21 protein-coding genes are annotated in these 25871 nt (G+C 71.9%); 12 read left to right on the top strand and 9 right to left on the bottom strand.

Annotated elements, in window-relative coordinates; all coding sequences use genetic code 11:
• Positions 1-42 precede the first annotated feature (42 nt).
• Positions 43-2739, bottom strand: a complete 2697-nt coding sequence (locus tag ABD297_RS08110; RefSeq protein ID WP_344254359.1) for an ATP-binding protein — start codon at positions 2737-2739, stop codon at positions 43-45.
• A 74-nt stretch (positions 2740-2813) separates the two neighbouring features.
• On the opposite strand from ABD297_RS08110, the gene ABD297_RS08115 reads away from it, so the two are divergent.
• From ABD297_RS08115 to ABD297_RS08125, 3 genes are all read left to right on the top strand, one after another.
• The gene (locus ABD297_RS08115; protein WP_344254360.1) at positions 2814-3824 is read left to right on the top strand and encodes an aldo/keto reductase family protein; all 1011 of its coding nucleotides are present in this window, start codon (positions 2814-2816) and stop codon (positions 3822-3824) included.
• A gap of 117 nt (positions 3825-3941) precedes the next feature.
• The gene (locus ABD297_RS08120; RefSeq protein WP_344254361.1) at positions 3942-5600 is read left to right on the top strand and encodes an NERD domain-containing protein; all 1659 of its coding nucleotides are present in this window, start codon (positions 3942-3944) and stop codon (positions 5598-5600) included.
• A gap of 111 nt (positions 5601-5711) precedes the next feature.
• The gene (locus ABD297_RS08125) at positions 5712-6140 is read left to right on the top strand and encodes a hypothetical protein (RefSeq protein WP_344254362.1); all 429 of its coding nucleotides are present in this window, start codon (positions 5712-5714) and stop codon (positions 6138-6140) included.
• Between the two features lie 65 nt (positions 6141-6205).
• On the opposite strand, the gene ABD297_RS08130 is transcribed toward ABD297_RS08125, so the two are convergent.
• Entirely contained in the window at positions 6206-7840 is a 1635-nt protein-coding gene (locus ABD297_RS08130; RefSeq protein WP_344254363.1) for an HNH endonuclease signature motif containing protein, read from the bottom strand.
• A gap of 116 nt (positions 7841-7956) precedes the next feature.
• Positions 7957-9297 carry a wax ester/triacylglycerol synthase domain-containing protein gene (locus ABD297_RS08135; protein ID WP_344254364.1) on the bottom strand — a complete coding sequence of 447 codons (1341 nt, stop codon included), beginning with the start codon at positions 9295-9297 and terminating at the stop codon, positions 7957-7959.
• Between the two features lie 286 nt (positions 9298-9583).
• Here ABD297_RS08135 and ABD297_RS08140 point away from each other — a divergent pair, with 286 nt between their 5' ends.
• The 4 genes from ABD297_RS08140 to ABD297_RS08155 all read left to right on the top strand — a co-directional run bounded on the left by ABD297_RS08140 (position 9584) and on the right by ABD297_RS08155 (position 14183).
• Positions 9584-11686: a CARDB domain-containing protein gene (locus ABD297_RS08140; RefSeq protein WP_344254365.1), complete on the top strand. Its 2103-nt coding sequence runs from the start codon at positions 9584-9586 to the stop codon at positions 11684-11686.
• Positions 11683-12159: a hypothetical protein gene (locus ABD297_RS08145; RefSeq protein ID WP_344254366.1), complete on the top strand. Its 477-nt coding sequence runs from the start codon at positions 11683-11685 to the stop codon at positions 12157-12159. The genes ABD297_RS08140 and ABD297_RS08145 overlap by 4 nt, the downstream gene beginning before the upstream one ends.
• 178 nt (positions 12160-12337) lie before the next feature.
• Positions 12338-13255 (top strand): universal stress protein, encoded by a 918-nt coding sequence (locus tag ABD297_RS08150; RefSeq protein WP_344254367.1) that lies wholly within the window; start codon positions 12338-12340, stop codon positions 13253-13255.
• Positions 13256-13298: 43 nt separating this feature from the next.
• Complete coding sequence (locus ABD297_RS08155; protein WP_344254368.1) at positions 13299-14183, top strand: universal stress protein; 885 nt, start codon at positions 13299-13301, stop codon at positions 14181-14183.
• A gap of 100 nt (positions 14184-14283) precedes the next feature.
• Here ABD297_RS08155 and ABD297_RS08160 read toward each other — a convergent pair whose 3' ends face one another.
• From ABD297_RS08160 to ABD297_RS08170, 3 genes are all read right to left on the bottom strand, one after another.
• Complete coding sequence (locus ABD297_RS08160) at positions 14284-14838, bottom strand: universal stress protein (protein WP_344254369.1); 555 nt, start codon at positions 14836-14838, stop codon at positions 14284-14286.
• Positions 14835-16238, bottom strand: a complete 1404-nt coding sequence (locus tag ABD297_RS08165; RefSeq protein WP_344254370.1) for an MFS transporter — start codon at positions 16236-16238, stop codon at positions 14835-14837. Before ABD297_RS08165 ends, ABD297_RS08160 begins: the two co-directional genes overlap by 4 nt.
• Before the next feature lie 211 nt (positions 16239-16449).
• Positions 16450-16698: a hypothetical protein gene (locus tag ABD297_RS08170; RefSeq protein WP_344254371.1), complete on the bottom strand. Its 249-nt coding sequence runs from the start codon at positions 16696-16698 to the stop codon at positions 16450-16452.
• A gap of 194 nt (positions 16699-16892) precedes the next feature.
• On the opposite strand from ABD297_RS08170, the gene ABD297_RS08175 reads away from it, so the two are divergent.
• The 3 genes from ABD297_RS08175 to ABD297_RS08185 all read left to right on the top strand — a co-directional run bounded on the left by ABD297_RS08175 (position 16893) and on the right by ABD297_RS08185 (position 20197).
• A complete protein-coding gene (locus tag ABD297_RS08175; protein WP_344254372.1) occupies positions 16893-17339 on the top strand; it encodes a ChaB family protein in 447 nt (148 codons plus the stop codon).
• Positions 17340-17541: 202 nt separating this feature from the next.
• Positions 17542-19098 (top strand): S8 family serine peptidase, encoded by a 1557-nt coding sequence (locus ABD297_RS08180; protein ID WP_344254374.1) that lies wholly within the window; start codon positions 17542-17544, stop codon positions 19096-19098.
• A 175-nt stretch (positions 19099-19273) separates the two neighbouring features.
• Positions 19274-20197 (top strand): universal stress protein, encoded by a 924-nt coding sequence (locus ABD297_RS08185; protein WP_344254376.1) that lies wholly within the window; start codon positions 19274-19276, stop codon positions 20195-20197.
• 111 nt (positions 20198-20308) lie between these two features.
• Here ABD297_RS08185 and ABD297_RS08190 read toward each other — a convergent pair whose 3' ends face one another.
• Positions 20309-20749 carry an SRPBCC family protein gene (locus ABD297_RS08190; protein WP_344254377.1) on the bottom strand — a complete coding sequence of 147 codons (441 nt, stop codon included), beginning with the start codon at positions 20747-20749 and terminating at the stop codon, positions 20309-20311.
• A gap of 121 nt (positions 20750-20870) precedes the next feature.
• Between ABD297_RS08190 and ABD297_RS08195 the strand changes: the two genes are divergently transcribed.
• The gene (locus ABD297_RS08195) at positions 20871-21251 is read left to right on the top strand and encodes a VOC family protein (RefSeq protein WP_344254379.1); all 381 of its coding nucleotides are present in this window, start codon (positions 20871-20873) and stop codon (positions 21249-21251) included.
• 82 nt (positions 21252-21333) lie between these two features.
• Here the strand turns inward: ABD297_RS08195 and ABD297_RS08200 are convergent, their stop codons facing one another.
• Positions 21334-23766 (bottom strand): Tex-like N-terminal domain-containing protein, encoded by a 2433-nt coding sequence (locus tag ABD297_RS08200; RefSeq protein ID WP_344254380.1) that lies wholly within the window; start codon positions 23764-23766, stop codon positions 21334-21336.
• A gap of 94 nt (positions 23767-23860) precedes the next feature.
• Positions 23861-25255 carry an amidase gene (locus ABD297_RS08205; protein ID WP_344254381.1) on the bottom strand — a complete coding sequence of 465 codons (1395 nt, stop codon included), beginning with the start codon at positions 25253-25255 and terminating at the stop codon, positions 23861-23863.
• A gap of 112 nt (positions 25256-25367) precedes the next feature.
• Between ABD297_RS08205 and ABD297_RS08210 the strand changes: the two genes are divergently transcribed.
• Positions 25368-25802, top strand: coding sequence for a hypothetical protein (locus ABD297_RS08210; RefSeq protein WP_344254382.1), 435 nt, complete (start codon positions 25368-25370; stop codon positions 25800-25802).
• Positions 25803-25871 lie beyond the last annotated feature (69 nt).

The following is a 25871-nucleotide window of genomic DNA, read 5'->3' on the forward strand; positions in this document are numbered from 1 at the left end:
CGACCCCGAGGACTCGGCGGGTCATGGGTGGCGGCTACCCACTCACGCCGTCGCCCCACCCATCTTGAGCAGCTCGCGCCGACTCTCCACCCCGAGCTTCGTCAGGACGGAGGCGACGTGGTGCTCGGCCGTGCGGCGGGAGATGACGAGGCATTCGGCGATCCCGGCATCGGTGTGACCCTGCTCCAGCAGCTCCAGGACCTCGGTCTCACGCGGGGTCAGCCCCGAGGGGTGCTTGCGCGTCGCCGGCCGGGGCGCGCGTGGCGCGGTCCAGCCCCTGGCGCGCAGGTCGGCTCGCGCTCGGGCGGCAGCGGCATGCGCACCGATCCGCTCGAAGATCGCGACGGCCTCGGTGAGCGAGTCGCGGTCACCGCTGCGCGCCAGCGCCAGGCCCTCGTCGAAGGGGCATCCGAGGGACCGCCAGATGGTCGCGGCCTCACGCCAGGCACCCGCGACCTCCGCCGCGAACGGCGGAGCCAGGGGTCCGGCCACCGCAGACCGGACCAGCGTCTCGACGGGGCCGACGGGACCGACCGAACCCGGGGCGCCGCCCTGGGCGCCTCCGGCCCCGTCTGCGCCTGGGCCGACGAGCCACCGCGCCACGGACCCGCGGTTCCACGGGCAGTCGGCAGACTCGGCCAGCGGCCACGCCTCGGCGGCGACACGAGTTGCTTCACCGAGATCGCCTGCGAGCCAAGCGAACTCGCATCGAACCGCGACGACCGGCGCCACCCGCTGCAGCTCCTGCATGCCCCACGCCAAGGACCACGCGCGGTCCAGCAGCTCGTCTGCCCCGGCGTCCCCGACCCGACCGCGCACGTGGGCGAGCGCGACGAGGGGCTCGACTTCGCCGACGCTGGCGATGTCGGGATGCCGCAGCAGCGACTCGGCCTGGTCGCGGGCCGCAGCGAGATGCCCGCTGTCGAGGTCCAGCTGTGCCTGCCAACCCTCGAGATACAGCGTCCACGAGTCGAGGTCGCGGTCGGAGCAGTACTCGATGCCCTCCCGGAAGTAGCGCCGGGCGTCCTCGTGCCGCCGCTGGAGCACGGCGCTGGACGCCAAGTTGCAGTAGGCGCGCGCTGCGTGCTCGTGGAGGTCGGATGCGCGTGCCTGCTGCAGGCTGTCGGTGAGCATCACGGATCCGGAGACGAAGTCGCCGGCAGCCATCTCGATCGTGCCCAGGTTGTTGAGGGCGTGCACGCGCACCTCCGTGCGCCCGGCTCCGTCATCGAGCCGGTCGGCGAGGTCCAGGGTGCGGTGGGCCCACTCGCGGGTGCCAGCCAGGTCGGTGGCCAGCATCCGGAGCTGGGCACGGTTGCTGTAGGCCAGTGCCAGCTCGAACGACGCCGACCCCTCGAGCACGTCGATGGCGATGGCCGCCTGGGCCTCCGCGTCGTCCTTGCGCCCGGCGAACCAGCTGAGCCTCGAGAGGCATCGCCAGGCGTCCCCGACCCGGGTGGCGTCGCCGGCGCCGTCCCAGATGCGGCGCGCCGCCTCGACGGACTCGATCGCGTCCTCGATGTGGTCGGTGAGGTAGAGCTCGTAGCCGAGTGACCACAACAGCTCGGCCCGACGCGCCGGGGCCACCTCGTCGACGGGCAGGGCTGCCGCGTGGTGCAGCGCGCGTCGGTACTGGTCGACGGCCTCCCGGTGGGCACCCAGCCGAGCGGCCCGCGCCGCGGCCTCCGGGGCGTGTGCCAGCACCGAGCGGCTGTCGCCGGCGACGTCGGCGTGGTGCGCGAGGCGTGCGGGGTCGGCGCCTCGGCTCTCGAGCGCGGCGAGGAGCCGCCGGTGGATGTGGATCCGCCGACCGGCCGGCACCTCGCCGGCGACCGCGAGCCGGCCGAGCTCGTGACGGAACATGACCTCGTGGCCGGTCATGACGAGCAGTCCCCGGTCGAGCGGCTCGTCGAGGACGGACAGCCCGTCGCTCAGCAGCCCCTCGAGGAGGTCGGTCTCGGCTCTCGAACCGGCGAGGGCCACGACCTCGAGGGCCCTTCGGGAGCTCTCGTCGAGGCGCGCGACCCGGGCGAGCACCGCGTCGCGCACGGTGGGCGGCACGCCGACGGAGTCTCCGGAGAGCACCTCGGTGACGAAGAAGGAGTTGCCGCCGGTGACGTCGTGCAGCCGCGCCGCGTCGACGGCTCCGGCGTGCGAGTGGTCGCCCGAGCGTTCGGCCATGAGCGTGGCGACCGCTCGCGGGCTGAGCGGGGGCAGGTCGATGCGTCGCGTCCCGCTGGCGGATGCGGTGTCTCCCAGGAGCATCCGGAGGGCACCACCCGCCGTGGCATCCTCCGGGCGGTAGGTCACGAGCACGAGCGCACGGCAGCCGTGGATGCGACGAGCCAGGTGGCGCAGGAGGTCGAGGGTCGCCTCGTCGGCCCAGTGCGCGTCCTCGACCACCAGCAGGTAGGGCTCCTGCCGTGGCGGCGTCCGCAGGACGTCGACGAGTCGCGTGAAGACGTCCTGGCGGTCGGCCCCGTCCGGCCACAGGTCGGCCGGGAGCAGTGGCAGCATGTCGCGGAGCGGGCCGAGCGGGACCGGGGTGGCGGAGCCGTCGCAGCCACCGACGGCGACGCGCGCCGCGGACCGGGCCGCGGTGGCGGAAGCGGTGACGAAGCTCGTCTTGCCGATCCCGGCCTCGCCCGAGACGTAGACGAGCCTCCCGTGCCCCGCACGGGCGTCGTCCAGGTACCCGGCGACGGCGCGCAGGTGCTCGACGCGCTCGAGAAGCGTCACGTGCCGATCGTACGTGCGTCGCGCCCTGCGGGAGCGGGGTCGGCGCAACCTCGGTGACGGCATACGGTGGAAGGATGAACTTCCGATACCTCGGCAACAGCGGACTCAAGATCTCCGAGATCACCTACGGCAACTGGCTCACCCACGGCTCGCAGGTCGAGAACGACGTCGCGACCCAGTGCGTGCAGGCTGCCCTCGACGCCGGCATCAGCACCTTCGACACGGCCGACGTCTACGCCAACACCAAGGCCGAGACGGTCCTCGGCGAGGCCCTCAAGGGCGAGCGACGCGAGAGCCTCGAGATCTTCACGAAGGTCTACTGGCCCACCGGCCCGGGGGGCAAGAACGACACCGGCCTGTCTCGCAAGCACATCATGGAGTCGATCAACGGCTCGCTCGAGCGCCTGCAGACCGACTACGTCGACCTCTACCAGGCCCACCGCTACGACACCGAGACGCCGCTCGAGGAGACGATGCAGGCGTTCGCCGACGTCGTGCGCCAGGGCAAGGCCCTCTACATCGGCGTCAGCGAGTGGACGGCCGACCAGATCCGCGAGGGCGTCACTCTCGCAAAGGAGCTCGGCTTCCAGCTCATCTCGAGCCAGCCGCAGTACTCCATGCTGTGGCGCGTCATCGAGGACGAGGTCGTCCCGACGTGCGAGGAGCTCGGTGTCAGCCAGATCGTGTGGAGCCCCATCGCGCAGGGCGTGCTGACGGGCAAGTACCAGCCCGGCCAGCAGCCGCCCGAGGGCTCGCGCGCCGCCGACGAGAAGGGCGGCGCCGACATGATCAAGCGCTTCATGAACGACGACGTGCTGACCCGCGTGCAGAACCTCAAGCCGATCGCCGACGAGGCGGGCCTGACCATGGCACAGCTGGCCGTCGCCTGGGTGCTCCAGAACCCCAACGTCGCGGCGGCGCTCGTCGGCGCCTCGCGTCCCGAGCAGGTCGGCGAGAACGTCAAGGCCGCCGGCGTGAAGCTCGAGCCGGAGCTCATGACGAAGATCGACGACGTCCTCGGCGACATCGTCGAGAAGGACCCGGGCAAGACCAGGGAGACCGCGCCCCAGCAGCGCGTCGCCTGATGATCGCCCCCTGAGAGGGGCTGACAGACGAGGGCGTATGCCGTCCCGCCGCGTTCCGTCAGGACGCGCCGCACGGCATACGCCCTCCTTGCCGTCCCCTCCCGCTACGGTCACGCCATGGTCAGGGTCGTGGGGGAGACGCCGCGCTTCGCGCACGAGTCCGAGCGGTTGGTCTGGGACCGTCTGTGTCGCTCGGCGGCCGACGACACGGTGCTCATCCCCAACCTGAGGCTGACCTCGGCGCTGAAGGACCACGAGCTCGATGTCGTCTTCATCATGCCCGGGGTGGGTGTGGTCGTCGTGGAGGTCAAGGGCGGCAGCGTCTCCGTCGACCCGCAGGGGCAGTGGTGGACCGGGGGCGGCACCCGCCGCAGCCGCCCGGTCGACCAGTGCCGCGACGGCAAGTACGTGTTGCGGACGTTCGTCGAGGCCGACCCTCGGTGGAAGGCCAGGCACAGCCGGGTCCGGTGGGGGCACGCGATCGTCGTGCCCTACACCGACATCGCCGACGACTTCGCGACCACCGACTGTCCCCGGTGGATGATCAGTGGACGCGCTGACCTGGATGACCTGGCCGAGCGGCTGGTGGACGTGTGTGCGCTGCAGGAGAACTCGCAGCGGGTCCCCAACGCCGACGACGTCGAGCTCAGCCTCGAGATCCTCACCGGCCGGAGCTTCCCCGTGTACGACCTCGCCGGTGAGGCCGACGAGCGGGAGGCCGCTGCCGACCGACTCACGCAGGAGCAGGCGACGCTGCTGTCGGTGACGAGGCTCATCCGGCGCATGGAGATCCGCGGGGGAGCCGGCAGCGGGAAGACGATCCTGGCCCTGACCCAGGCCAAGGACCTGACCCGAGGCCAGGGGGAGCGCAAGGCCCAGCGCGTCGCTCTCGTCTGCTACTCGATCGGGCTCTCGCAGTACTTCAAGCGGCAGCTGGCGGGGGTGCCGCGCCACCACCGGCCGGCCTTCGTGGGGTCGTTCGAGGATCTCGCCAACGAGTGGGGCATCGACACGGCCTCGCACGACCGCAACGATGCCGACTTCTGGGAGAGAGACCTCGCAGCAAGCATGGCGGAGATCGCTGCGGGCCTGCCTGACGGCAAGAAGTTCGACGCCGTGATCGTCGACGAGGCGCAGGACTTCGCCGACCACTGGTGGCGCCCCCTCATGGCGGCGCTCCGCGACGAGGACGAGGGCGGCCTCTACGTCTACTCGGACGAGAACCAGCGGATCTTCGCCCGGTTCGGCCAGCCCCCGGTGCCCCTCGTCCCGCTCGTGCTGGACCACAACCTGCGCAACACCCAGCAGATCGCTCGCGCCTTCGGGCCGCTCGCTCCCATGCGGATGCACCTGCGCGGGGGCTCGGGAGCCGACGTCCGATGTGTGCCGTGCGCTCAGGAGGAGGCGATCAGCACCTCCGACGACCAGGTGGACCTGCTCCTCGAGGCCGGCTGGCAGCCCCAGCACGTGGCCCTGCTGACGATGGGATCACGCCACCCCGCGCAGGTCGAACGTCAGGAGGCAGACGGCCATGTCGGCTACTGGCGGTCCTTCTGGGACGACGATGACGTCTTCTACGGCCACGTCCTCGGGTGCAAGGGTCTCGAACGTCGCGCGGTCGTGCTCTGTGTGAACGCCAAGAGCACCGACCGCGCCCGCGAGATGCTCTACGTGGGGATGTCCCGAGCCACGGACCAGCTCGTCGTCGTCGGTGACCCCGACGTCATCCGGGAGATCGGCGGCGACGAGGTCGCGCACCGTCTCGGCATCGCCTGAGCCACCTCCTGACGCCCCTGCGGGTAGGCGGCAGGGTGCGGCGGGCGGCCCACCGCGAGGGCTGGGGACAACGCCGGCGAGACGATGGCCGGACCGGTGACCATGGCAGGCATGACCTTTCAGGACCTGCCGCCTCGGGCCAGCGAGATCGCCCTCACCGACCGTCGTGTCGCCGCAGACGTCATCGACCTCATCATCAGCGACGCCGACCGCGCCAACGGCAGCGTCGGCGTCATGATCTGCGATGCCGAGCACCGCGGCATCCAGCCGGTCGTGCTCCACGACGTGCCGCCGGACGCAGGTGTCAGCGGCCTGGCACAGCTGCTCGATCTGCTGCTGCCCCTCGTGTCCGAGAGCGGTGGCTCGGTCCTCATCGGCCGCGGGCGGGCTCGCGGCGCCGCGCCGAACGATCTCGACCGAGCCTGGCACGAGATGGCAATCGCTCGATGTGCCGAGCACGAGGTCGCCCTCCTGGGCTACTACCTCGCGACGACCGACGGTGTCTTCCGGCTGCCAGAGCCACTCTCGGCAGCATCCTGACGCCGGACCGGAGGCCCTTGCGGAACTCCGTGCGGAATGCCGGACTGAACCGCCGGACTCGTGACTCAGAAGGGCGGCGGGTCGTCCCGCGAGGAGCGGGGACCGGCGGTGTTCACCACCGGTGGCGAGACGGGATCAGCGTCACGGACCGCTTCGAGCCAGTCCTTGGGGTAGCTGTCGTAGATGCGAGCAGCCTTGGTGCGCCACCGCACCCGGTCGCCCTCGCGTCGCACGAGCCAGTGGCCGTGCGTGTGCACGTTGTGGTGGTGGCGATGCTTGCTCGTCAGGTTGGTGACCTCGGTCGGGCCGTGTGGCCACGGGATGTCGTGGTCGAGGTCGCACCGAGCGGCGGGCACGGTGCAGCCCGGGGCGCGGCAGGTGCCGTCGACGGCTTCGACCTGGGCGCGCATCGTTGCGGTCGGCCGATAGGCGCGCGGCTCGAGCTGGCGAGCAGCGCCGCTCTCGGCGTCGACGCCGAGGCGCTGCCAGGTCGCGCCGTCGTTGAGCATCATCTGGCGGGCGTGGTCGGCCGTCACCCACCCGTGGCCGACGACCTCGCACGGTGCGTCCGTGAGGCCGACGGCGGTGCTCCAGGGCACGACGAGCCTCACCACGGCCGCCGGGCGGCGACCCAGTCGCTCGAACCAGTCACGGGCCGCGGGGGACGTGTCCTTTGAGGTCGTCGCCGGCTCACGAGTCCCACCGCAGGCGGGGCTCTGGGGCCAGCCGAACATCAGGGTGTCGGTGATGATGTCGGCGCGGAGCGAGTCGAGGTCGCGAGGGTCGCCGGCCGCCCGCGCCGCCCGGGCGATGGCATCGACGCGCTCCATGGCGGCCACCACCTTGTCTGCGTCGTTGACGAGGTTGAGGACGCCGAGACCGTCACGGTCGATCTGTGCGTGCGCCCCGCGGCGGCATCGGGCCCGGCGGCGACGGTCGGCGGCCTCGCGGTCGGCTGCCAGGCAGGCCCGAGTCAGTCGTTGACGGAAGAGAGCGGGGGAGGGCGGTGCCCCGTCCTTGGGCCGCAGGGTGGCGTCGACCACGTCAGGGCCGCACTCGAGCGGCAAGGCAGCGATCTCGCTCTGAATGGTGCAGGCACGGTAGAGACTCACGGCGCCTCGCTGAAGGCGACCGCGCAACGATGCGGCACCCGGCGTCGGTGCGGTGGCGAGGGCCAGGCGCGCGCGCACGTCGTGCGCGCCGAGCCCGGTTGCCGTGCACACCTCCATGGCGGTCAGCTCGTCGGCGTCGATCCACCCGGCGGGCCTCTTCCGGCCGAGGTCGGCGAAGCGCGCGAGCTCGCTCGACTCGATGGTCGAGCGCAGGCGAGCGAGCGCCTCGAGGCCGACGGCGTCGAGGACCGCCTTGCAGCGCTCCACCGACTCGACCACCCTGAGCTCTGCATCCGCCTGGGCCTCGAGCTGCGTGAGCGGCTCCTGCTCCGCGCGCGGTGAGAGGTCGTCGGCGACGGCGTCGAGCAGCTCGCCCACGAGCGCGGGCACCAGGTGGGTGAGGAGGGACTCGGCCACGTGCTTGCGCAGGGTGCGCTCGAGCAGGGGCAGGTCTCGCTGACGGACGGGCTCCCGACGGCTCGCGCGGCTCCGGAAGAGGTCGGCCAGGCGCTCGAGCTCCAGCGTGCCGTCGACCTCGTGGAGGGCCGTCAGCGGTCGGGCATCGGCCCCCGTTGTGCTGTCGTCCATGCTCCAGTCGAACACATGTTCGAACTCTCGTCAAGATCCTGGAGCCCGCCGTCAGGCCTCGACGGAAGACGAATCCCCTGGTGGGAGTCGGACCTCCTCCCCACCCACTACCACCGTCACAGCCCCGTCAGGGCGGCGAGCTCCCCCTCGAGGTGCGACGCCAGGCTGCCTGGGTCCGCCACCACGTCCGGGTCCGAGACGACCGTGATCCCCAGGGTGCCGGCATACGACAGCACGTCGAACGTCACCCCGACGTTGCCCGGCGTGACGGCGACGGGGACCACCCTGCTGACGGTGTGCCCACAGAAGCGCCACGGTTGGGTGGGGCCACGCACGTTCGTGACGAAGGTGTTGACGAGTCGCTGGTGGTCGACGAACCACTGGAGCGCCCCCAGCCGTGCGAGCGCCCTGAAACCCGCACCGAGGGGTGCGGCGGAGGCCGCGCGCGGCCGACCTCGCTGAGCCCGCGACAGGCTCGCCACCGCCCTGAGGCGGGACTTGCGATCCAGCTCGAGTGGGATGCGGAAGGGCACCACCCCCGTCTCATTCCCGAGCCGGCCCGCATCGCCCGGCGTACGACCCGAGTAGGGGACCGAGACGACGAGCTCGCGTGGCCTCTCGCCGCGGTCCGCCAGGGCCTGGCCCATCGCCGAGGACACCGCTGCGAGCACGACGTCGTTGACGGTCGCCCCGGCGCGGTGGGCTGCGGTGACGATCTCGGGCAGGGGAGCCTCCACGAGGGTGAGCCGACGCAGCGGCCCGCTGGGGCGGTTGAACGACGTGCGGGGGCACAGCCGGGGGATCCGGCGGTCGACGCCGAGGTCACGGGCGCCGGCGCTCGCCAGCCGCACCCGTCCGGCCAGGGTGTCGAGGTCGCTGATCCGCGCTCGCCAGGCGTCGCGTGCCAGGGCACGGCGGGCGTATGCCGGGTGGCGCAGCCGCCGGTCACCCGTCCTGTCGCGAGCGCCTCCATCCAGGGCTGCAAGCACCGTCAGCCCCGAGAGCCCGTCGGCCAGGACGTGGTGCGCGACGACGACGAGCGCGGCCGCTCCGTCGTCGAGCCCCGTGAGCCAGGTGGCCCGCCACAGGGGTCGGTCGGACGGGAGCCGCCGGCACGCCAGTGCCGCGACCTCGGTGAGCAGGTGTGCGTCGTCGACGCGCCCGAAGGCGACGTGTCGCTCGATCGGCACGTCGTCGTCCACCCAGTACGGCCGTCCGCAGCCGAGCGGGACGGGTTGGAGCCGGTGGTGCAGCCTGGGCACGTCGGCGGCCGCTGCTGCGAGGGCGCGCTGCACCTCGGGCCTCTCGATGCTGGAACCCTGCTCCACCACGAGGACGGCGGCGATGTTCATGGGGGCCGGGCCCCGGTCGCTCACCAGGGTGGTCAGGTCGTTGCGCGAGATCCGGTCGATCCTGTCGCGCAGGAGACGACCTGACCGCCGAGCGCCGGTGTCCACCCTTCGACGCTAGGCCGATCGCGGCGCGGGCGCACCGACTGTCGGGGCGCAGGCCCTGTCGGGCCGGTCACGTCGACCTCGGGTCGTGCCCGGCGGCGCAGCCTGCTGCCCCAGCGGACTCCCAGCCGCGACCCAGCAGAAACTGACCAGCCCTTGACCTACCGGCGCGTAGCCCGACGGGCGGCTGGCTCGTTGAACCCGTCGAGCGAGGGCGCTTGCCACCGCTCGACGGCCTCGGCCGGACGCCTCGGGGGTGTCCCCGTCCCTGGATCCAGGAGCTGCCCGCATGTTGCCCACCTCGTTCCGCACCTCGTTCAGCAGGAAACCATCGCGCGCCCTGCCGCTCATCGCGGCGGCCGGCCTCGTCGGAGCCCTGGGCGTGGCGGCCCCGGCGCTCGCCGCGACGCCCGACTCGGGCACCGTGTCCGACACGAGCACCAGCGTCCAGTGGACGGCCGGTCCCTTCGCCGCGCCCAACGTCACCGGGACGACCGGCTCCGTCACGTGCGGTCCCGGGCTCTGCGACGACTTCGCGCTGCACGTGTCGACGCCGAGCACCTACGGCGACACCCATCAGCTGACCGTCAAGGTCGGGTGGGCGAACGCAGCAGCGGACTTCGACATCTACCTGCTCGACCAGAAGGGTGCGGTCGTGGCGTCCTCCGCGTCGAGCTCCGACCCAGAGACGATCGTGACGCCGCCCACGAGCGGCGACTACACGGTGCGCGTCGTGCCCTACGCGCCGCTCGGCGAGTCCGTGACCGGCACCGCGACGCTGACCGAGGTCCCCGCCAACCCGGCGCCGAGCACGGCGACGCCGCCGACGTACAGCCAGTACGGCGCCCCCCAGTCCTTCCCCCGGGCGCACGACGCGGGCGAGCCGTCCATCGGCAGCAGCCACACCACCGGCTCGACCTTCTACCAGGCGCTCTACGACACCTACAAGGCCACGTGGGACGACAGCGTCACCCCCTCGAAGGTCACGTGGACCAACGTGTCGGCGACGCCGACCAACGGGTGCCTCACCGGCGGCCTCAACTCGCTCGACCCGATCGGGTTCACCGACCCAAGGACGGGACGCGTCTTCGAGAGCCAGCTCGCGGGCAAGACGTCGCTGATGTGCTACTCGGACGACGAGGGGAAGACGTGGTCGCCCAGCCAGGGAGGCGGCTTGAACTCCGGCGTCGACCACCAGACGGTCGGCGGAGGGCCCTACTCTCCCAACGGTGTCGGCGCACTCCCGACCTCCAGCTACGCGAACGCCGTCTACTACTGCAGCCAGGACATCGCCGACGCCAACTGTGCCTCGAGCCATGACGGCGGCACGACGTTCGGGCCGGCGGTCCCGATGTACTCGCTCCTCGACTGCGGCGGCCTGCACGGCCACGTCAAGGTCGCTCCGAACGACGGCACGGTCTACGTCCCCAACAAGTCGTGCGGTGGCAACCAGGCGGTCGCCGTCTCCGAGGACGGCGGCACCACGTGGTCGGTGCGCAAGGACCCTGCCAGCACGGCGGGTGACTCGGACCCCAGCGTCGGTGTCGGCGCCAAGGGCACGGTCTACATGGGCTACCAGGCTGCCGACGGCACGCCTCGCGTGGCCGTGAGCCGTGACAAGGGCAAGACGTGGACCGACGACCAGAATGTGGGCGCGGCCCTCGGCGTCCACAACACCGTCTTCCCCGCCGTCGTGGCCGGGGACGACGACCGCGCCTCCTTCGCCTTCATCGGCACCACGACCGCGGGCAACTACCAGGACGCCACCAACTTCAAGGGTGACTGGCACCTCTACGTGTCGACGACCTACGACGGCGGCAAGAGCTGGGTCACGGTCGACACGACGCCGAGCGACCCGGTGCAGCGCGGATCCATCTGCACGGGCGGCACCACGTGCGGCAACGACCGCAACCTGCTCGACTTCATGGACGCCACCGTCGACCGCACCGGACGCGTGCAGGTCGGCTACGCCGACGGCTGCACGGGCGCCTGCGCCCAGCCCGGCGGGGCCCAGAACTTCGACGCGTACGCCACCATCGCCCGCCAGCAGACGGGCAACACCCTGTATGCCGCCTACGACGCCCTGCCCAACCTGACCCCGACGGCCCTGTCGATGGCCAAGAGCAACGGCCTCTACGCGGCGTCCGCCTCCGTCGCGAACACGGGCGCCGCCCCGGCACCGGGCGTCACGACGCGGCTCTTCGTCGACGGGGTCAACGTCGCCACGTCGGCACCGGTCGACCTGCCCGCCGGCCGGTCGACGTCGGTCACCTTCCCCGGCGTCCGTCTCGCCAAGGGCACCCACTCGGTCGTCGTCGTGGCCGACCCGGACGGGCGCATCCGCGAGTCGAGCGAGACCGACAACCGCCGAGAGCTGCAGGTCACCAGGTGAGCAGGCGAGCCCGCAGCGGAAGGGGGCACCCGGCATACGCCCTGTGTGCCGTCGCCGCCCTGGTCCTGCTCGGCGGCTGCGGCACCGACGAGATGGAGTCGGCGATGGCCGAGACGGGCGGCGTCGCCACCCCGCCGGCCACGGTGTGCGCCAAGGACGCGAAGGGCGTGCAGCTGCCGGCCTCGTTCCCGGCCCAGGCGACGCTCCCCGCGGGCTACGTCGTGACGGGGGTGCAGGCGCGGAGCGCGGGACGCACGGTCGTCACGGCGGTGTCGCCGAAACCGTTCAAGCAGACGCTCGCCGAGATGCAGGGCGCCTACTCCACCCGCGGGTGGGCTGCGTCCGAGGGTGAGGTCGAGGAGCGGGACGCCGAATCCAACTTCGACGGCAACGGCCTGCGCGGCCGGTGGGCGATCCGCGAGCTTCCCGAGTGCACCGACAACACCACGGTGAGCGTGCTCATCGGCAAGTGACCGGACGACGACGGCAGGGTGCGTTCAGCGCCCTGCCGTCGTGCTGTTCCCCGTGTCCGGGATGTCCACCCTGTCCACGCTGTCTGGGCTGTCACAACTCGACCCCGAACGCGGTCCGGAGCGGGACGATGGAGGTGGCCGGAGCATGCGGCCCCGACCGCACGGGAAGGGGAGAGCGATGAACGCCGCAGCCAGCACCGCAGACGAGACCACGAGCCACGGCATCGTGGTGGGCTACGACGGGTCGCCCGGATCACGGCTGGCCCTCGACTGGGCCGTCCAGACCGCGAAGCGAGACGACCGTCCGCTGACCCTGCTGCACTGTGTCGGCCTGACGATGACACCGACCTTCCGCGCCTACGACCCGGGAGTCCAGGCGCACGCCTACGACGAGATGTCGAGGGGAGTCCTCGCCGAGGCCATCGAGATCGCCGCAGAGACCATGGACCGCAGCCAGATCCACCCGCTCAGTGTCATCGGCAGTGCCGCCGCGGAGCTCGTCGGGGTCTCCGCGCAGGCGGATCTCGTCGTCACCGGCTCCCGTGGACACGGCGCCATCTCAGCGGGTCTGCTGGGATCGACGTCGTATGCCGTCACCGCGCACGCCCACTGCCCCGCGGTCGTCGTGCGCGGCGACACGGTGGTGCACGCCGGGCGGTCCCACCCCGTCGTCGTGGCGTTCGACGACTCCAAGAACGCCCAGAAGGCGCTCGAGACGGGCGTGCAGGTCGCGGCGGCAGCGGAGGCTCCGTTGCACGTCGTGGCGGTCGACAACGTCGGCGGCCTCGAGGCCTGGCCCGAGACGGAGACGATGCTCGGCCGCGAGGAGATGATGGACCAGATGCACCGGCGCGTCGGCGAGACGCTGCGACAGGTGGCCGACGACGTTGCGCGTGCGCACCCGGGTCTCGACGTGCGCACCAACGTCCTCGGGGGTGGTGCCGGCGCCGCAATCGCCGCCTACGCCGTCGACGTGAAGGCGGGCCTCGTCGTAATGGGGTCGCGCGGCCACGGCGGCTTCACAGGGATGCTGCTGGGGTCCGTCAGCCATCGCGTGGTCCACGACGCCCCGTGCCCGGTCATGGTCATCCACTGACCGCGGCACCCGCCCGATCCGCCTGTCGCACAACGTGCCCCGGATGCACACGTCCAGGTCCGCCGACGGACTCGTCGTCGTCGGCTACGACGGGTCACCGGCCTCGCAGCGCGCGCTCGTCTGGGCCGCCGGGGTGTCCCGCGCGCTCGGTGCCGCGCTCAAGATCATCCACGCCGTCGAGCTCGACCTCGTGCCGAGCCGCCGGGGCTACGCGCTGCGACCGCTCAACCCCTCGCTCGAGATGGTCGCGGAGACGATGGTCGGCGGTCCGTCCACGTGGCCCGGCGAGCCGCTCGCCCGGTCCCGGGTCCGTGCCGTGCACGCGTTCGGCGGCCCCACGGCGGAGCTCGTCGACGCCTCGATGACGGCAGACCTCGTGGTCCTCGGCACGCGGGGTCGCGGCCGGGCCCGCAGCGCTCTCCTCGGCTCCGTCTCGAGCGAGGTCGCGGCCAGGGCCTACTGCCCGGTGGTGGTCCTCCACGGCCTCGCCCACGCACCGCCCCGAGGGAGTCGTCGTGACGTGCTGGTGCCGGGCCCGGAGCGCGAGGTCGTCTGCGCGGTCAAGGCGGGGGCCGCCGACGCCGGGGCGAGCAGGCTCGAGCGGATCGTCTCTGCCGCCGCGAGACTGGCGTCAGGGTGCTCGGCGCCGCTGCGCATCGTCACCGTCAGGGAGGGGGCGGCCGAAGACCCCAGTGCGGCCTCCCGCTCGTATGCCGCCGACGTGCTCGCCCTGCGCCACCCCGATCTGCCGATGACGGCGCAGACCCTGCTCGGCGACCCCGTGGAGCTCCTCACCCGGACGAGCCGCGACAGCGGGCTGCTCGTCGTCGGTGCACCTCACGACTCCGGCGTCGCAGCAGTCCTTGCCGGCACTCCGGCGTACCGGATCATCCACGACGCGACCTGCCCCGTCATGCTCGTTCACTGACCGGGACGCGTGGGTCCCGGGCCCGAATCGGTGCAACTCGCAAGGGATTCGGGTCCCGGGACCGGGCCACACGGCATACGACCGCAGGCGTGGTGTGGCGTCAGGTGGTGGGCGGGTGCTGGAAGCCGGGCCGGCCCGCGGTGCCGGCCGCGCGCTCGACCGAGCGACTCAGCCGACCCACGGCGGAGCCGAGCGGGCTGGACCCCCGGTCCCCGAGTGCGGGTGGCACGACGACGACGGGGCAGTGCGAGGCACGCACGAGCCGGCTGCCCAGCCAGCGCGCCTCGACCTCGGTGGAGTGACCCGCGTCGATCACGACGAGGTCCGCGGAGCGGCTCTCCTCGACGAGGACCGCGCGACGCTTGCCCGCGACGACCCGGGTCTCGACCAGGTGGTCGTGGCCCAGGACGTGTGCGACGTCCTCGGCCAGGCGCTCCATCTCGGCGGCGCGGGCGCTGTCGTCCGAGACGACCGACGGCACGCGGCCCCCGGTCGCCGTCTCGGGCGCGTGAGGGCGCCACGCCCGCACGGCCACCACGCGGCCACCGCGCAGGGACGCCTCCTCGACGGCCCAGCGCAACGCGCCGGGGGAGCCGCTGGTGGGACTCACCCCGACGACGATGGTGTGGGCACGCCCCAGGTTGGCGACGTTCATGCGGGGGCTCCCGACTCCTCCGAGACCTTGCTCAGCGGGTCGGCCACGTCCTCGAGCGATTTCTGCTCGGCGTCGATCCCGATGACCCAGGCGACGACGCCGCCGAAGATCATGATCACGGCCCCGGCGACGTAGCCCCACGTGAGCGGCATGCGGTCCTTGCCGTCACCGATGAGCGCACCGTAGAGGACCGGTGCGATCGCGCCGGCGCACTGGGCGACGACGAAGAAGTAGCTGATCGCCTGGCCACGCACCTCGAGCGGGAAGATCTCGCTCACCGTGAGGTAGGCGGCCGAGGCTCCGGCCGAGGCGAAGAAGAACGCGATGCACCAGAAGATCGTGTGCGTCGTCGCGTTGAGCATCTCGGCGTGGAAGGCCCAGGCCGACGCGAGCAGCACGACACCCGCGATCGTGTAGGTGCTGAAGATCATCTTGCGACGCCCGATGGTGTCGAAGAGGTGACCCAGCAGCAGCGGCCCCAGCAGGTTGCCGGCTGCGAAGGGCAGGAAGTAGAGCGAGGTGTCGGCCTTGGTGATGCCGTAGAAGTTCGTCAGCACGAGGGCGTAGGTGAAGAAGATCGCGTTGTAGAGGAACGACTGCGTCACCATCATCGTGAGTCCCAGGACGGTGCGGCGACCGTAGCGGTGCACGAAGACGTCCCACAGGACCTTGAACCCCATGCGGTCCTCCGGCTTGACGAGGATCGCCTTGCTCTCGTCGACCTCCGGGATCTCGCCGCCTTCGCGGCGCACGCGCTCCTCGATCTCGTCGACCGTGCGCTCGGCCTCCTCGCCGCGCCCGTGCGTGAGCAGCCAGCGGGGGCTCTCCGGGATGTGGCGACGCAGCCAGATGATCGACAGGCCCAGGATCGGGCCGATGAAGAACGCCAGGCGCCAGCCGATGTTCTCGGCGACGTTGTCGGGGTTGAGCAGGTAGAGGTTGGCGAGGGCGCCGAAGAACGCGCCGAACCAGTAGGTGCCGTTGATGGCGATGTCGACGCGGCCACGGAAGCGCGAGGGGATGAGCTCGTCGATGGCCGAGTTGATCGCGGTGTACTCGCCGCCGATGCCCATGCCGGCGATGAACCGGCACACCCACAGGAACCACATGTTCGGCGACAGGCCGGCGAGGCCCGATCCGACCAGGTAGATGACGAGCGTGATGATGAAGAGCTTGCGGCGCCCGAGCCGGTCGGTCAGGCGTCCGAACGTCAGCGCTCCGACCACCTGCCCGACGAGGTAGACCGTGCCGGTCAACCCCACCTGTGCGGCGGACATGCCGAGCGACTTCTGGAAGCCCGACTCGGACACGATCTGGATCTCGAGGCCGTCGAGGATCCACGACACCCCGAGCCCGAAGACGACCGACCAGTGGAACTTCGTCCACGGAAGTCGGTCCATGCGCGCGGGTACCAGACTCCTGATGGCACCATCCGTGCGTTGTGCGACAGTTTCGCTCATCCCATCTCCTTCGATCCGAATCGCTGTGAACCGTCGGGCAGGGCGTGCGGCGCCACGTCCTCACCAGCGGGAGTCGTACCCCGTGCATGAGCAGCCGCAACACATTCCGGGCAACCAGACGCTTTCGCCCATCAGTGGACGCGCGTTGCGGTCAGCCGCGGCGTTCGTCCTCGTCGTCGTCGCCGACCTCGACGCGCTGCTCGACGAGGTCGGCCTCGTCGGCCGCGGGCAGGGCGTCCTCTCGAGTCGTCGGTCGCAGGGTGTCGGGGAAGAGGACGTCCGGACCGTCCACCTCGGGTCCCTCCTCGTCGGTCGTCTGGGGCTGACCGCCGTCGAACTCGCTGGGGTCGGGGTTGCTCGGGTCGGGTCCGGTGCTGCCGCCGGCACGTGAGGTGTCCATAAGCGCCCCGTACCCGTGCCGCGGACCGCCAACCCCGGTCGTGTATGCCGTCACCCCTCCTCGCCGGTGCGTGGCGACCTCTCGCGGTGGGTACGTCCACGACGACCCGGTCGGCGCCCGCAGGCCTCGCGGCCATCGCAGGGCGTCCCCGACGAGTCCCGGAGTTGGCGAACGAGCAGCCGAGGAGGCCCACCATGCCCGCGAAGAAGCGTTCGACCTCGAGGTCGGGGACCGACCTGCCGTCCACCCTCGAGCGGTCACCGAAGAAGGCCCAGGAGACCTGGCTCGCCACGCACGACGCGGCCGTCGAGGAGTACGGCGAGGGCGAGCGTGCCCACCGGACCGCCTTCGCCTCGTTGAAGCACTCCTTCGAGAAGGTGGGGGACCACTGGGAGGAGAAGGACGAGAAGGGGCCGAGCGACGCCCAGGCCGCACGCCGCGGCGCCGACGCGCGGGCGCACCGGGACGACGGCGACTCCGCCGGCGGCGTCAACGCGAACGCCTCCAAGGACCACCTGCTCGAGGTGGCGCGCCGCCTCGAGGTCAAGGGCCGCTCTCGGATGACGAAGGCCGAGCTCGTCGAGGCGATCCAGAGGGCCAACGACCGCGCGACGGCAGCGGCGCGTGCCAGGGACAGCTGACCGAACTGCTTGTCGCACGGACGTTTTCGTCACCAAACGCTCGAAGGGGACGAAGGGGCTCCCGTGATCTGATCGAGCGCCCGCGCCGTTGCGCGCTTTCGCTGCACAGGCCCGTGGGGACGCCCTAGCGTGGTGAGCTGGGCCGCCGCAGGAGTCGGCCCAGCGGCGGGACGCTCATGCCGCCGCCGCGGAGGAGAACACCATGTCCGTGTCACGAAGTCGGGGTGGGTCTCGGGGAACTGCAGTACTCGGAGCGGTCGCAGTCGTCGCGGCCGCTGCGCTGGCCACGGCGGTGGCGTCGAGCGACGCCTCCGCCGCCGGCGCGACGTCCACCTATCTGGTGGTCTACAAGGAGAAGACGTCGACCGGTGGCGCCGGCAGCGCGGTGGCCGCGGCAGGCGGACAGGTCGTTGCGACCTATGCCCCCATCAGCGTCGTCGTCGCCCGCTCGTCCGACCCGGGCTTCGCCGAGAAGATGCGCGTGGTCAAGGGCGTCGAGGGCGCTGTCGCGACAACGAGGTTCGCCAGCGCCTTCGACGGGGGTGCCGTCTCGGCGGACGCAGCCGACACGGCAGACACGACAGTAGCTGCCCCGTCTGCCCCGGCCAATGGGGTCAGTGGGCTGAACGACGCGCTGTCCGGCCTGCAGTGGGACATGCGCCAGATCAAGGTCGGGGAGGCTCACGCCGTCAGCACCGGGTCGCCGACGGTCCTCGTCGGTGACATCGACACGGGCCTCGACTACACCCACCCCGACCTGGCTCCGAACGTCGACGCGGCCGCGAGTGCCAACTGCGTCAGCGGTGTGCCGGTGCCCGGGCTGGCGGCGGCGAACGACGACAACGGCCACGGCACGCACACCGCGGGCACGATCGCGGCGGCAGCCAACGGGATCGGCATCGTCGGGGTGGCGCCGAGCGTCAGGATCGCCGGCATCAAGGCCGGCAACGCGGCCGGCTTCTTCTTCCCCGAGGCTGTCGTGTGCTCCTTCATGTGGGCGGCCGACCACGGCGTCAACGTGACGAACAACAGCTACTTCGCCGACCCGTGGCTCTTCAACTGCCGCAACGACGCCGAGCAGCGCGCCATCTGGACCGCCGAACGTCGCGCCATCAAGTACGCCCAGTCCAAGGGCGTGCTCGTCGTGGCCGCCGAGGGCAACCAGGCGGACGACCTGTCGCACCCGACGTTCGACGCGACGAGCCCGGACGACACGAACCCGGTCCTGCGCGCCATCTCCAACGCGTGCGCCGTCGTGCCCACCGAGGTCCCGGGAGTCGTCGGCGTCAGCGCGACGGGCAACGAGCAGATGAAGTCGTTCTACTCCTCGTACGGCATCTCTGCGGTCGACGTCGCAGCCCCGGGCGGCGACTCCATCCTGCAGAGGACCGCGGCCGCCCCCAACGGCCGGGTCCTGTCGACCTGGCCCGCTTCGCTCCTCACCGTCACCTGCGCCCCGGCGCGGCGCGTGGTGGACCCGAGTGGAGCTGCGTACTGCTACCAGCAGGGCACCTCGATGGCCTCGCCGCACGCGGCCGGCGTCGCAGCCCTCATCGCCAGCGTCACCGGCAAGACCGGTGGTGCGCTGTCGGCGGCCCTGCAGAACGCGGTCAACCCGATTCCGTGCCCGGCGGACGTCTCGCCGTACGCCTTCTTCCCGGCGATCGACAATGGCGCGCCGCAGACGTGCGAGGGCACGCTCGCCCAGAACAGCTGGTTCGGGGCCGGGGAGATCGACGCGCTCAAGGCCGTCGGCTGAGCCCGCACGTGTGCCGTCGGGACGGGCCCATCCGACCCGGCCCGACGGCATACGTGACCGGTCGGCGCCGCTTGTCTGAGTGGTCACAAAGGTCCTGGCCGACCGCGGCTCCGCGGGAGGATGGAGGTGGCCGGAGCAGTGGCCCCGGTCCTGTGACCCAGGGAAGGGGTGCACCATGAACGGCCAGGTACGGACCACGTACGGCATCGTCGTCGGCTACGACGGTTCGGCAGCATCACAGCTCGCACTCGAGTGGGCCGCCGAGACGGCCCGCCAGCAGGGCAAGCACCTGACCCTGGTGCACAGCGTCAACCTGGCCAGCGTGCCGGCCTTCCCCGCCATGGACCTCTCCCAGATGGAGCCGACGCTCGAGCACGCCGCAAAGGCACTCGTCGACGACGGAGCGGTGCGCGCGGGCACGACCCTCGACGCCTCCCAGATCGAGACGCAGTACTGGCTGGGGAGCCCGGCGGCGCAGCTCATCGACGCCTCACGCGAGGCCGAGCTCGTCGTCGTGGGCAGCCGGGGACGCGGACGCCTGCTCGCGGGACTGCTCGGCTCGACGTCGTATGCCGTCGCGGCGCACGCCCAGTGCCCCGTCGTCGTCGTGCGCGGGCCTGAGGGCAAGACGCCCGACGACGTGCCCATGCCGGCGCGACCGGGCCGTGGTCACGACGTGGTCGTCGGGGTCGACGACTCCGACGCGGCGGTGCGCGCCGTCAACGCCGCGGTGGAGGTGGCCGAGCGGGAGGGGGCGGTGCTCCACATCGTCCGGGTCGCGCACTCGCCGTCGATGGAGGCGTGGACCTACGCCGAGACCGCCAAGGGCGGCACGGAGGAGACGCACGCGATCCGCGACCACGCCGAGGAGTCGGTGACACGCGCGGCCAACCGCGTCAGGGCGCTGCACCCCAAGGTGATCGTCACGACCGAGGTGCTCTACGGGGACCCCGGGCAGTCGCTGGCCGACCTGGGCGCGACGGCAGGGCTGATCGTCGTCGGCTCCCGCGGGCACGGCGGCTTCACGGGCATGCTGCTCGGGTCGGTCAGCCACCGCGTCATCCACGACGCGACCTGCCCGGTCATGGTCGTGCGCTGACGAAGGGCCTTGTGAGGCAGAGCATTTCAGTGATGAAGGGGATCAGGCCAACCCGGTGATCTCGGTGGGCCGGTCGTACTCGGCGACCGGCCTCGGGTCCGGTCGTGTCGCTCAGCCGAGGGCTTCGGCGAAGCGTCCGAGCGCGGCGTCCCAGCGCGACTTGTCGCCGGCGCCGTCCTCGGCGATGCCCTCACCCTCGTGGTAGAGGTCGACGCGCGTGCCGTCGCCGTCGGGCTTGAGCTGGAGGTCCACGATGCTGAGCGGCCCGTCCTCGTCGCGGTGCCACGACACGCGCACCTGCTCCATCGGGTGGTAGCTGCGCACGACGCCGTGCGGCCCGTCGGTGCTGTGCCACGACTCGCCCTTGTTGCCCAGCGTGACGCCGGGGCCGAGGAGGGCCTCCGTGCCGCGGGCGCTGATGAGGTGCTGCCACACCTGGTCCACCGGGGCACCCACCGTGAGCGTCGAGTGCACGCCGGCGGGAGACCCCTCGAGTTCTGCGTCCGCTGCGTCCGCTGAGTTCTCGGGGATCGACTGCGTTGAACTGCTCATGGGCACCTCCGGGTCGTTCGGGCCGGCCCCTGATGGGCCGGACCCACCACAGACAGTCGACCAAAGACGGGGCCGGAAGACAATGGCTCGGCGGGACCACTTCGGCCCTAGTCTTAGGGAGATGATCGACCACTTCGGGATCAACTGCTCGGACCTCGACGCGAGCGCGCGCTTCTACGACGCGGTGCTCGGCGTCCTCGGCTACAGCCGCCAGATGGACGTCGGGGTGGCCATCGGCTACGGCACCGAAGGACACCCCGACTTCTGGATCAGCCGCTGGCAGGGGCAGGAGCCCAACCGCGAGATGCACTGCGCCTTCCAGGCCGACGGCGTCGAGTCGGTGCGGGCCTTCCACGCCAAGGCTCTCGAGCTCGGTGCCGAGTCGCTGCACGCACCGCGGCTGTGGCCGGAGTACCACCCCGGCTACTACGGCGCGTTCGTGCGCGACCCCGACGGCAACAACGTCGAGGCCGTCTTCCACCGGGCGCCGCCGGAGGCCTGAACGGCCGCCGGAGCCGGGCCGGAGCCCGCCGGAGGCCCGAGAGCCTCGCAGGCGGGTCCGGTCCCCGCTTCCGCCTCGGAGCTCAGCCGGTGAAGCCGGCCCGGCGCAGCGCGTCGGCCATGGCGCTGTTGGCCGGTGCGTCGTCACGCCGGCCGCGGTTGCCCTGCCCCGCCGAGCCCTGCCCGCGGGACTGTCCACCCCGTGGCTGACCGTCACGGGGCTGACCGCCGCGGGGCTGACCGCCGCGGGGCTGACCGTCACGGCCGCCACGTGCCTGCCCCGGTGCGCCCTGCCCGCGCTCCTTGGAGCCCCCGGGAGTCACCTCGTCGTCGAGGCGCAGGGTGAGCGAGATGCGTTTGCGCGGTACGTCGACGTCGAGCACCTTGACCATGACGACGTCGCCGGGCTTGACCACCTCGCGCGGGTCGCGCACGAAGTTCTTCGACAGGGCGGAGACGTGGGCGAGGCCGTCCTGGTGCACACCGATGTCGATGAAGGCGCCGAAGGCCGCGACGTTGGTGACGACGCCCTCGAGCGTCATCCCCGGCTCGAGGTGCTTGATCTCCTCGACGCCCTCCTTGAAGGTCGCCGTCTTGAAGCTCGGCCTCGGGTCGCGGCCCGGCTTGTCGAGCTCGCTGATGATGTCGGTGACGGTCGGCAGGCCGAAGGTCTCGTCGACGTAGTCGGCAGGTCGGATCGACTGCAGCGCAGCGGTGTTGCCGATGAGCGTCGTCAGCTTCTGTCCGGTCGACTCGAGCATGCGGCGCACGACCGGGTAGGCCTCCGGGTGCACGGCGGACGCGTCCAGCGGGTCGTCACCGCCGGGGATGCGGAGGAAGCCGGCGGCCTGCTCGAATGCCTTGGGGCCGAGCCGCGGCACGTCCTTGAGGGCCTTGCGCGTGCGGAAGGGTCCGGCCGCGTCACGGTGGGCGACGATGCTGTCGGCGAGCCCGGGCGTGATGCCCGAGACGCGCGTCAGCAGGGGAGCCGAGGCCGTGTTGACGTCGACCCCGACGGCGTTGACGCAGTCCTCGACGACCGCGTCGAGCGAGCGCGACAGGGCGGTCTGGCTGATGTCGTGCTGGTACTGCCCGACGCCGATGGACTTCGGGTCGATCTTGACGAGCTCGGCCAGAGGGTCCTGCAGGCGGCGGGCGATCGACACGGCGCCGCGCAGCGAGACGTCCATGCCCGGCAGCTCCTGCGACGCGAAGGCCGACGCGGAGTAGACCGAGGCGCCGGCCTCGGAGACGACGGCCGACGTCAGCTTCAGCTCCGGGTGCGCCTTGATGAGGTCGGCCGCCAGACGGTCGGTCTCCCGTGACGCCGTGCCGTTGCCGATGGCGATGAGGTCGACGGAGTGCTCCTTGGCGAGCCGCGCGAGGGTCGCGATCGAGCGGTCCCACTGGTTCTGCGGGACGTGCGGGTAGATCACCTCGGTGGCGACGACGCGCCCCGTGCCGTCGACGACGGCGACCTTGACCCCGGTGCGGAAGCCCGGGTCGAGCCCCATCGTGGCTCGCGCCCCCGCAGGGGCCGCGAGCAGCAGGTCGCGCAGGTTGGCGGCGAAGACGCGTACGGCCTCCTCCTCGGCCGCCCGGCGCAGCTGCATGCGGGCGTCGATCCCGAGGTGGACGAGGATCTTCGTGCGCCACGCCCAGCGGACGGTCCCGGCGAGCCACTCGTCGGCCGGCCGGCCGTGGTTCTCGATGCCGAAGCGCCTCGCGATGGCGCGTTCGTATGCCGTGGGGCCGGGCTGCTGCTCGGCCGCGGGGTCGTCGGGGTTGATCTCGACGGAGAGGACGTCCTCCTTCTCGCCGCGGAAGAGGGCGAGGATGCGGTGGGACGGCAGCTTGGAGAGGGGCTCGGAGAAGTCGAAGTAGTCGGAGAACTTCGCGCCCTCCTCCTCCTTGCCCGAGCGCACGCGGGAGCCGACGTGGCCCTGCTTCCAGACCCGGTCGCGCAGGTCGCCGATGAGGTCGGCGTCCTCGGCGAAGCGCTCGACGAGGATGGCCCGAGCACCCTCGAGGGCAGCGGCGGCGTCGGCCACCTCGCGGTCGGAGTCGACGAATCCCGTTGCGGCAGCCGTGGGCTCGGTGTCGGGGGAGCCGAGCAGAAGGTCGGCGAGCGGCTCGAGTCCGGCCTCGCGGGCGATCTGCGCCTTGGTGCGGCGCTTGGGCTTGAACGGGAGGTAGATGTCCTCGAGGCGCGCCTTGGTCTCGGCGGCCATGATCTGCCCGCGCAGGGCGTCGTCGAGCTTGCCCTGCTCCTCGACGGAGGCCAGCACGGCGGCCCGACGCTCCTCGAGCTCCCGGAGGTAGCCCAGGCGCTCCTCGAGCGTGCGCAGCTGTGCGTCGTCGAGGCCGCCGGTGACCTCCTTCCGGTAGCGCGCCACGAAGGGGACGGTCGAGCCGCCGTCGAGCAGGCCCACGGCCGCGGTCACCTGTCCGTCACGGACGCCGAGCTCCTCCGCGATCCGACGTTCGATCGACGGCACCTTCACCTGCACGTTCACTGCGGCTGTTCTCCTGCTGGTCGACGACACACCGAGCCACGCATTCTGCCGTGCACCGGCCGGGAGCCGCGCGCGGGGCACGCGGAGCGAGCGGTCAGGATCGGATCGGCCACCTGGGGCACATGGTGTCGGGCCGGTGCGCCTCGAACCAGGCGAGGGCAGCGAGCACGCCGACGTCGTCGAAACGGCGACCTGACACCTGGACACCGATGGTGCGGCCGTCGGCGGTGAAGCCGCAGTTCGTCGTGCCTGCCGGCTGGCCCGAGAGGTTGTAGGGGGCGGTGAACCCGATGTGGGGCATGGCCGCGTCACCGTCGCCCCACGGCATCGGCCACTCGGCCGGGAAGGCCGGCACCGGGGCGACGGGCGAGAGCACGAGGTCGTAGGCCTCGGTCGCTGCGACCGTCGCCTGCTGGACCGCCATGATGCTGGCGTAGTCACGCACGACCCGGATCCCGTCGACCCCCCGACCGGCCTCGGCCCAGCGCCGGATGAAGGGCAGCACCCGTTCGCGGGCCGCGGCGTCGAGCACGTCGAGGTCGGAGAGGGAGCGGACCCGCCAGAACTGGTCGAGGTCGTCGAGCCAGGACGGGCGCATGAAGGGCTCGAGAGGCGTCACGACGGCGCCGGCGTCCGCGAAGGCGGCGGCGGCCTCCTCGACGGCCGTCCGGACCTCGGGCTCGACGGGAAGGCCGCAGCCCGCGTCCAGGTGGAGTCCGACGCGCAGGCCCACAGGATCGAGCGGACGAGGGGCCGCGGGCAGGGCCTCGGGCGGCAGGCTCGTCCAGTCGCGGGCGTCCGGGCGGCTGATCACCGACAGGAGCAAGGCTGCGTCGTCGGCGCTGCGCGTGATCGGCCCGGCCACGCGACCGAGGTAGGGCACGTCCAGCGGGACGCGCCCGGCGCTGGGCTTGAGCGTGGTGAGGCCCAGCCAGGTGCCCGGGAGGCGGATCGAGCCGCCGATGTCGGTGCCGACGTGGAGCGGTCCGTAGCCGGCCGCGGCGGCAGCGCCGGCGCCGGCGCTGGAGCCGCCGGTCGTCAGGGACTCGTCCCAGGGCGAGCGCGTGATGCCGTGCAGGCTCGAGACGCCCGAGCTGAGCATGCCCCAGTCAGGCATGGTGGTGGACCCGATGACGATCGCGCCCGCCTCCTCGAGACGCTCGACGACCGGACTGCTGCGAACCGGCACCACTGGGGTGACGCCGGCGTTTCCGAGCTGCATCGGGACGCCGGCACGCCCGAGGTTCTCCTTGACCGTGACGGGCACCCCGTCGAGCGGACCCTCGGGTATGCCGTCACGGTAGCGGCGCTCGCTGGCGGCGGCCCGGTCGTGGGCGGCTCCGAGGTCGTCAGCGGCCAGGGCGTTGAGGGTCGGCTCGCGTGCTGCGACCACGGTGGCCACGTCGGCGACGACGTCGACGGGCGAGTGGGTGCCTGCGGCATACGCCGCGAGGAGGTCGACGGCGCTCAGGGCGGCCGGACGCTGCATGACGGCTGCCTCCTCTCACCGTGCCTGCGGTCCGCGACCGAGGGCAGGCGTCCACGCTAACGCGTGTGGACAACGCACACCGACTGTCACCGGTCGCCGCCATCCTCGTGCCATGCGCTTCGACGAGCTACCCCGGGACTGGGCCCAACGACCGATCACCGACCCTGAGGTCTTCGAGGGGGTGGTCGACCTCATCGTGACGGAGCAGTCGCGGTCGGAGGGCGCCACCTACCTGCTGCTGTGCCACCCCAACCTGCACCTGCTGCAGCCGATCTGCTTGGCGGAGGAGCCTCGGCGCGTCGATGCCGGCGAGGTGCTGGAGGGTGTCCGCCTGCTGCTCGGCGAGGTCTCGCGCCACGACGTGCACGACGTCGTCATGGTGATCGCGCGTCCGGGTCGGGTCACGCCCACGCCGCGTGACCGGGACCTGAGAACGGCCTTCGAGGGCGCCTGCCGCGCGACGGGCGTCACCCTGCACGCGGTGGCCATCGCTGCGATGGACGACGTCGCCGTGCTCCCGCCGGAAGGTGCGTGCGCGGCGGCCTGACCCACGGGCGAGGGACGGACGCACGGCATGGGGAAGATGCCGAGGCGCCGTCTCGCTCCGGTCTGGTCG

It is taken from the genome of Terrabacter carboxydivorans (assembly GCF_039532035.1).
Classification (GTDB): domain Bacteria; phylum Actinomycetota; class Actinomycetes; order Actinomycetales; family Dermatophilaceae; genus Terrabacter; species Terrabacter carboxydivorans.

Excerpts from the sequence above, each read along its gene's own strand:
- ABD297_RS08130 (WP_344254363.1), bottom strand. The coding sequence starts at position 7,840 with ATGGACGACAGCACAACGGGGGCCGATGCCCGACCGCTGACGGCCCTC.
- ABD297_RS08210 (WP_344254382.1), top strand. The coding sequence starts at position 25,368 with ATGCGCTTCGACGAGCTACCCCGGGACTGGGCCCAACGACCGATCACC.
- ABD297_RS08170 (WP_344254371.1), bottom strand. The coding sequence starts at position 16,698 with ATGGACACCTCACGTGCCGGCGGCAGCACCGGACCCGACCCGAGCAAC.
- ABD297_RS08190 (WP_344254377.1), bottom strand. The coding sequence starts at position 20,749 with ATGAGCAGTTCAACGCAGTCGATCCCCGAGAACTCAGCGGACGCAGCG.
- ABD297_RS08165 (WP_344254370.1), bottom strand. The coding sequence starts at position 16,238 with ATGGACCGACTTCCGTGGACGAAGTTCCACTGGTCGGTCGTCTTCGGG.
- ABD297_RS08120 (WP_344254361.1), top strand. The coding sequence starts at position 3,942 with ATGGTCAGGGTCGTGGGGGAGACGCCGCGCTTCGCGCACGAGTCCGAG.
- ABD297_RS08125 (WP_344254362.1), top strand. The coding sequence starts at position 5,712 with ATGACCTTTCAGGACCTGCCGCCTCGGGCCAGCGAGATCGCCCTCACC.
- ABD297_RS08180 (WP_344254374.1), top strand. The coding sequence starts at position 17,542 with ATGTCCGTGTCACGAAGTCGGGGTGGGTCTCGGGGAACTGCAGTACTC.
- ABD297_RS08140 (WP_344254365.1), top strand. The coding sequence starts at position 9,584 with ATGTTGCCCACCTCGTTCCGCACCTCGTTCAGCAGGAAACCATCGCGC.
- ABD297_RS08205 (WP_344254381.1), bottom strand. The coding sequence starts at position 25,255 with ATGCAGCGTCCGGCCGCCCTGAGCGCCGTCGACCTCCTCGCGGCGTAT.
- ABD297_RS08185 (WP_344254376.1), top strand. The coding sequence starts at position 19,274 with ATGAACGGCCAGGTACGGACCACGTACGGCATCGTCGTCGGCTACGAC.
- ABD297_RS08155 (WP_344254368.1), top strand. The coding sequence starts at position 13,299 with ATGCACACGTCCAGGTCCGCCGACGGACTCGTCGTCGTCGGCTACGAC.
- ABD297_RS08175 (WP_344254372.1), top strand. The coding sequence starts at position 16,893 with ATGCCCGCGAAGAAGCGTTCGACCTCGAGGTCGGGGACCGACCTGCCG.
- ABD297_RS08195 (WP_344254379.1), top strand. The coding sequence starts at position 20,871 with ATGATCGACCACTTCGGGATCAACTGCTCGGACCTCGACGCGAGCGCG.
- ABD297_RS08115 (WP_344254360.1), top strand. The coding sequence starts at position 2,814 with ATGAACTTCCGATACCTCGGCAACAGCGGACTCAAGATCTCCGAGATC.
- ABD297_RS08160 (WP_344254369.1), bottom strand. The coding sequence starts at position 14,838 with ATGAACGTCGCCAACCTGGGGCGTGCCCACACCATCGTCGTCGGGGTG.
- ABD297_RS08150 (WP_344254367.1), top strand. The coding sequence starts at position 12,338 with ATGAACGCCGCAGCCAGCACCGCAGACGAGACCACGAGCCACGGCATC.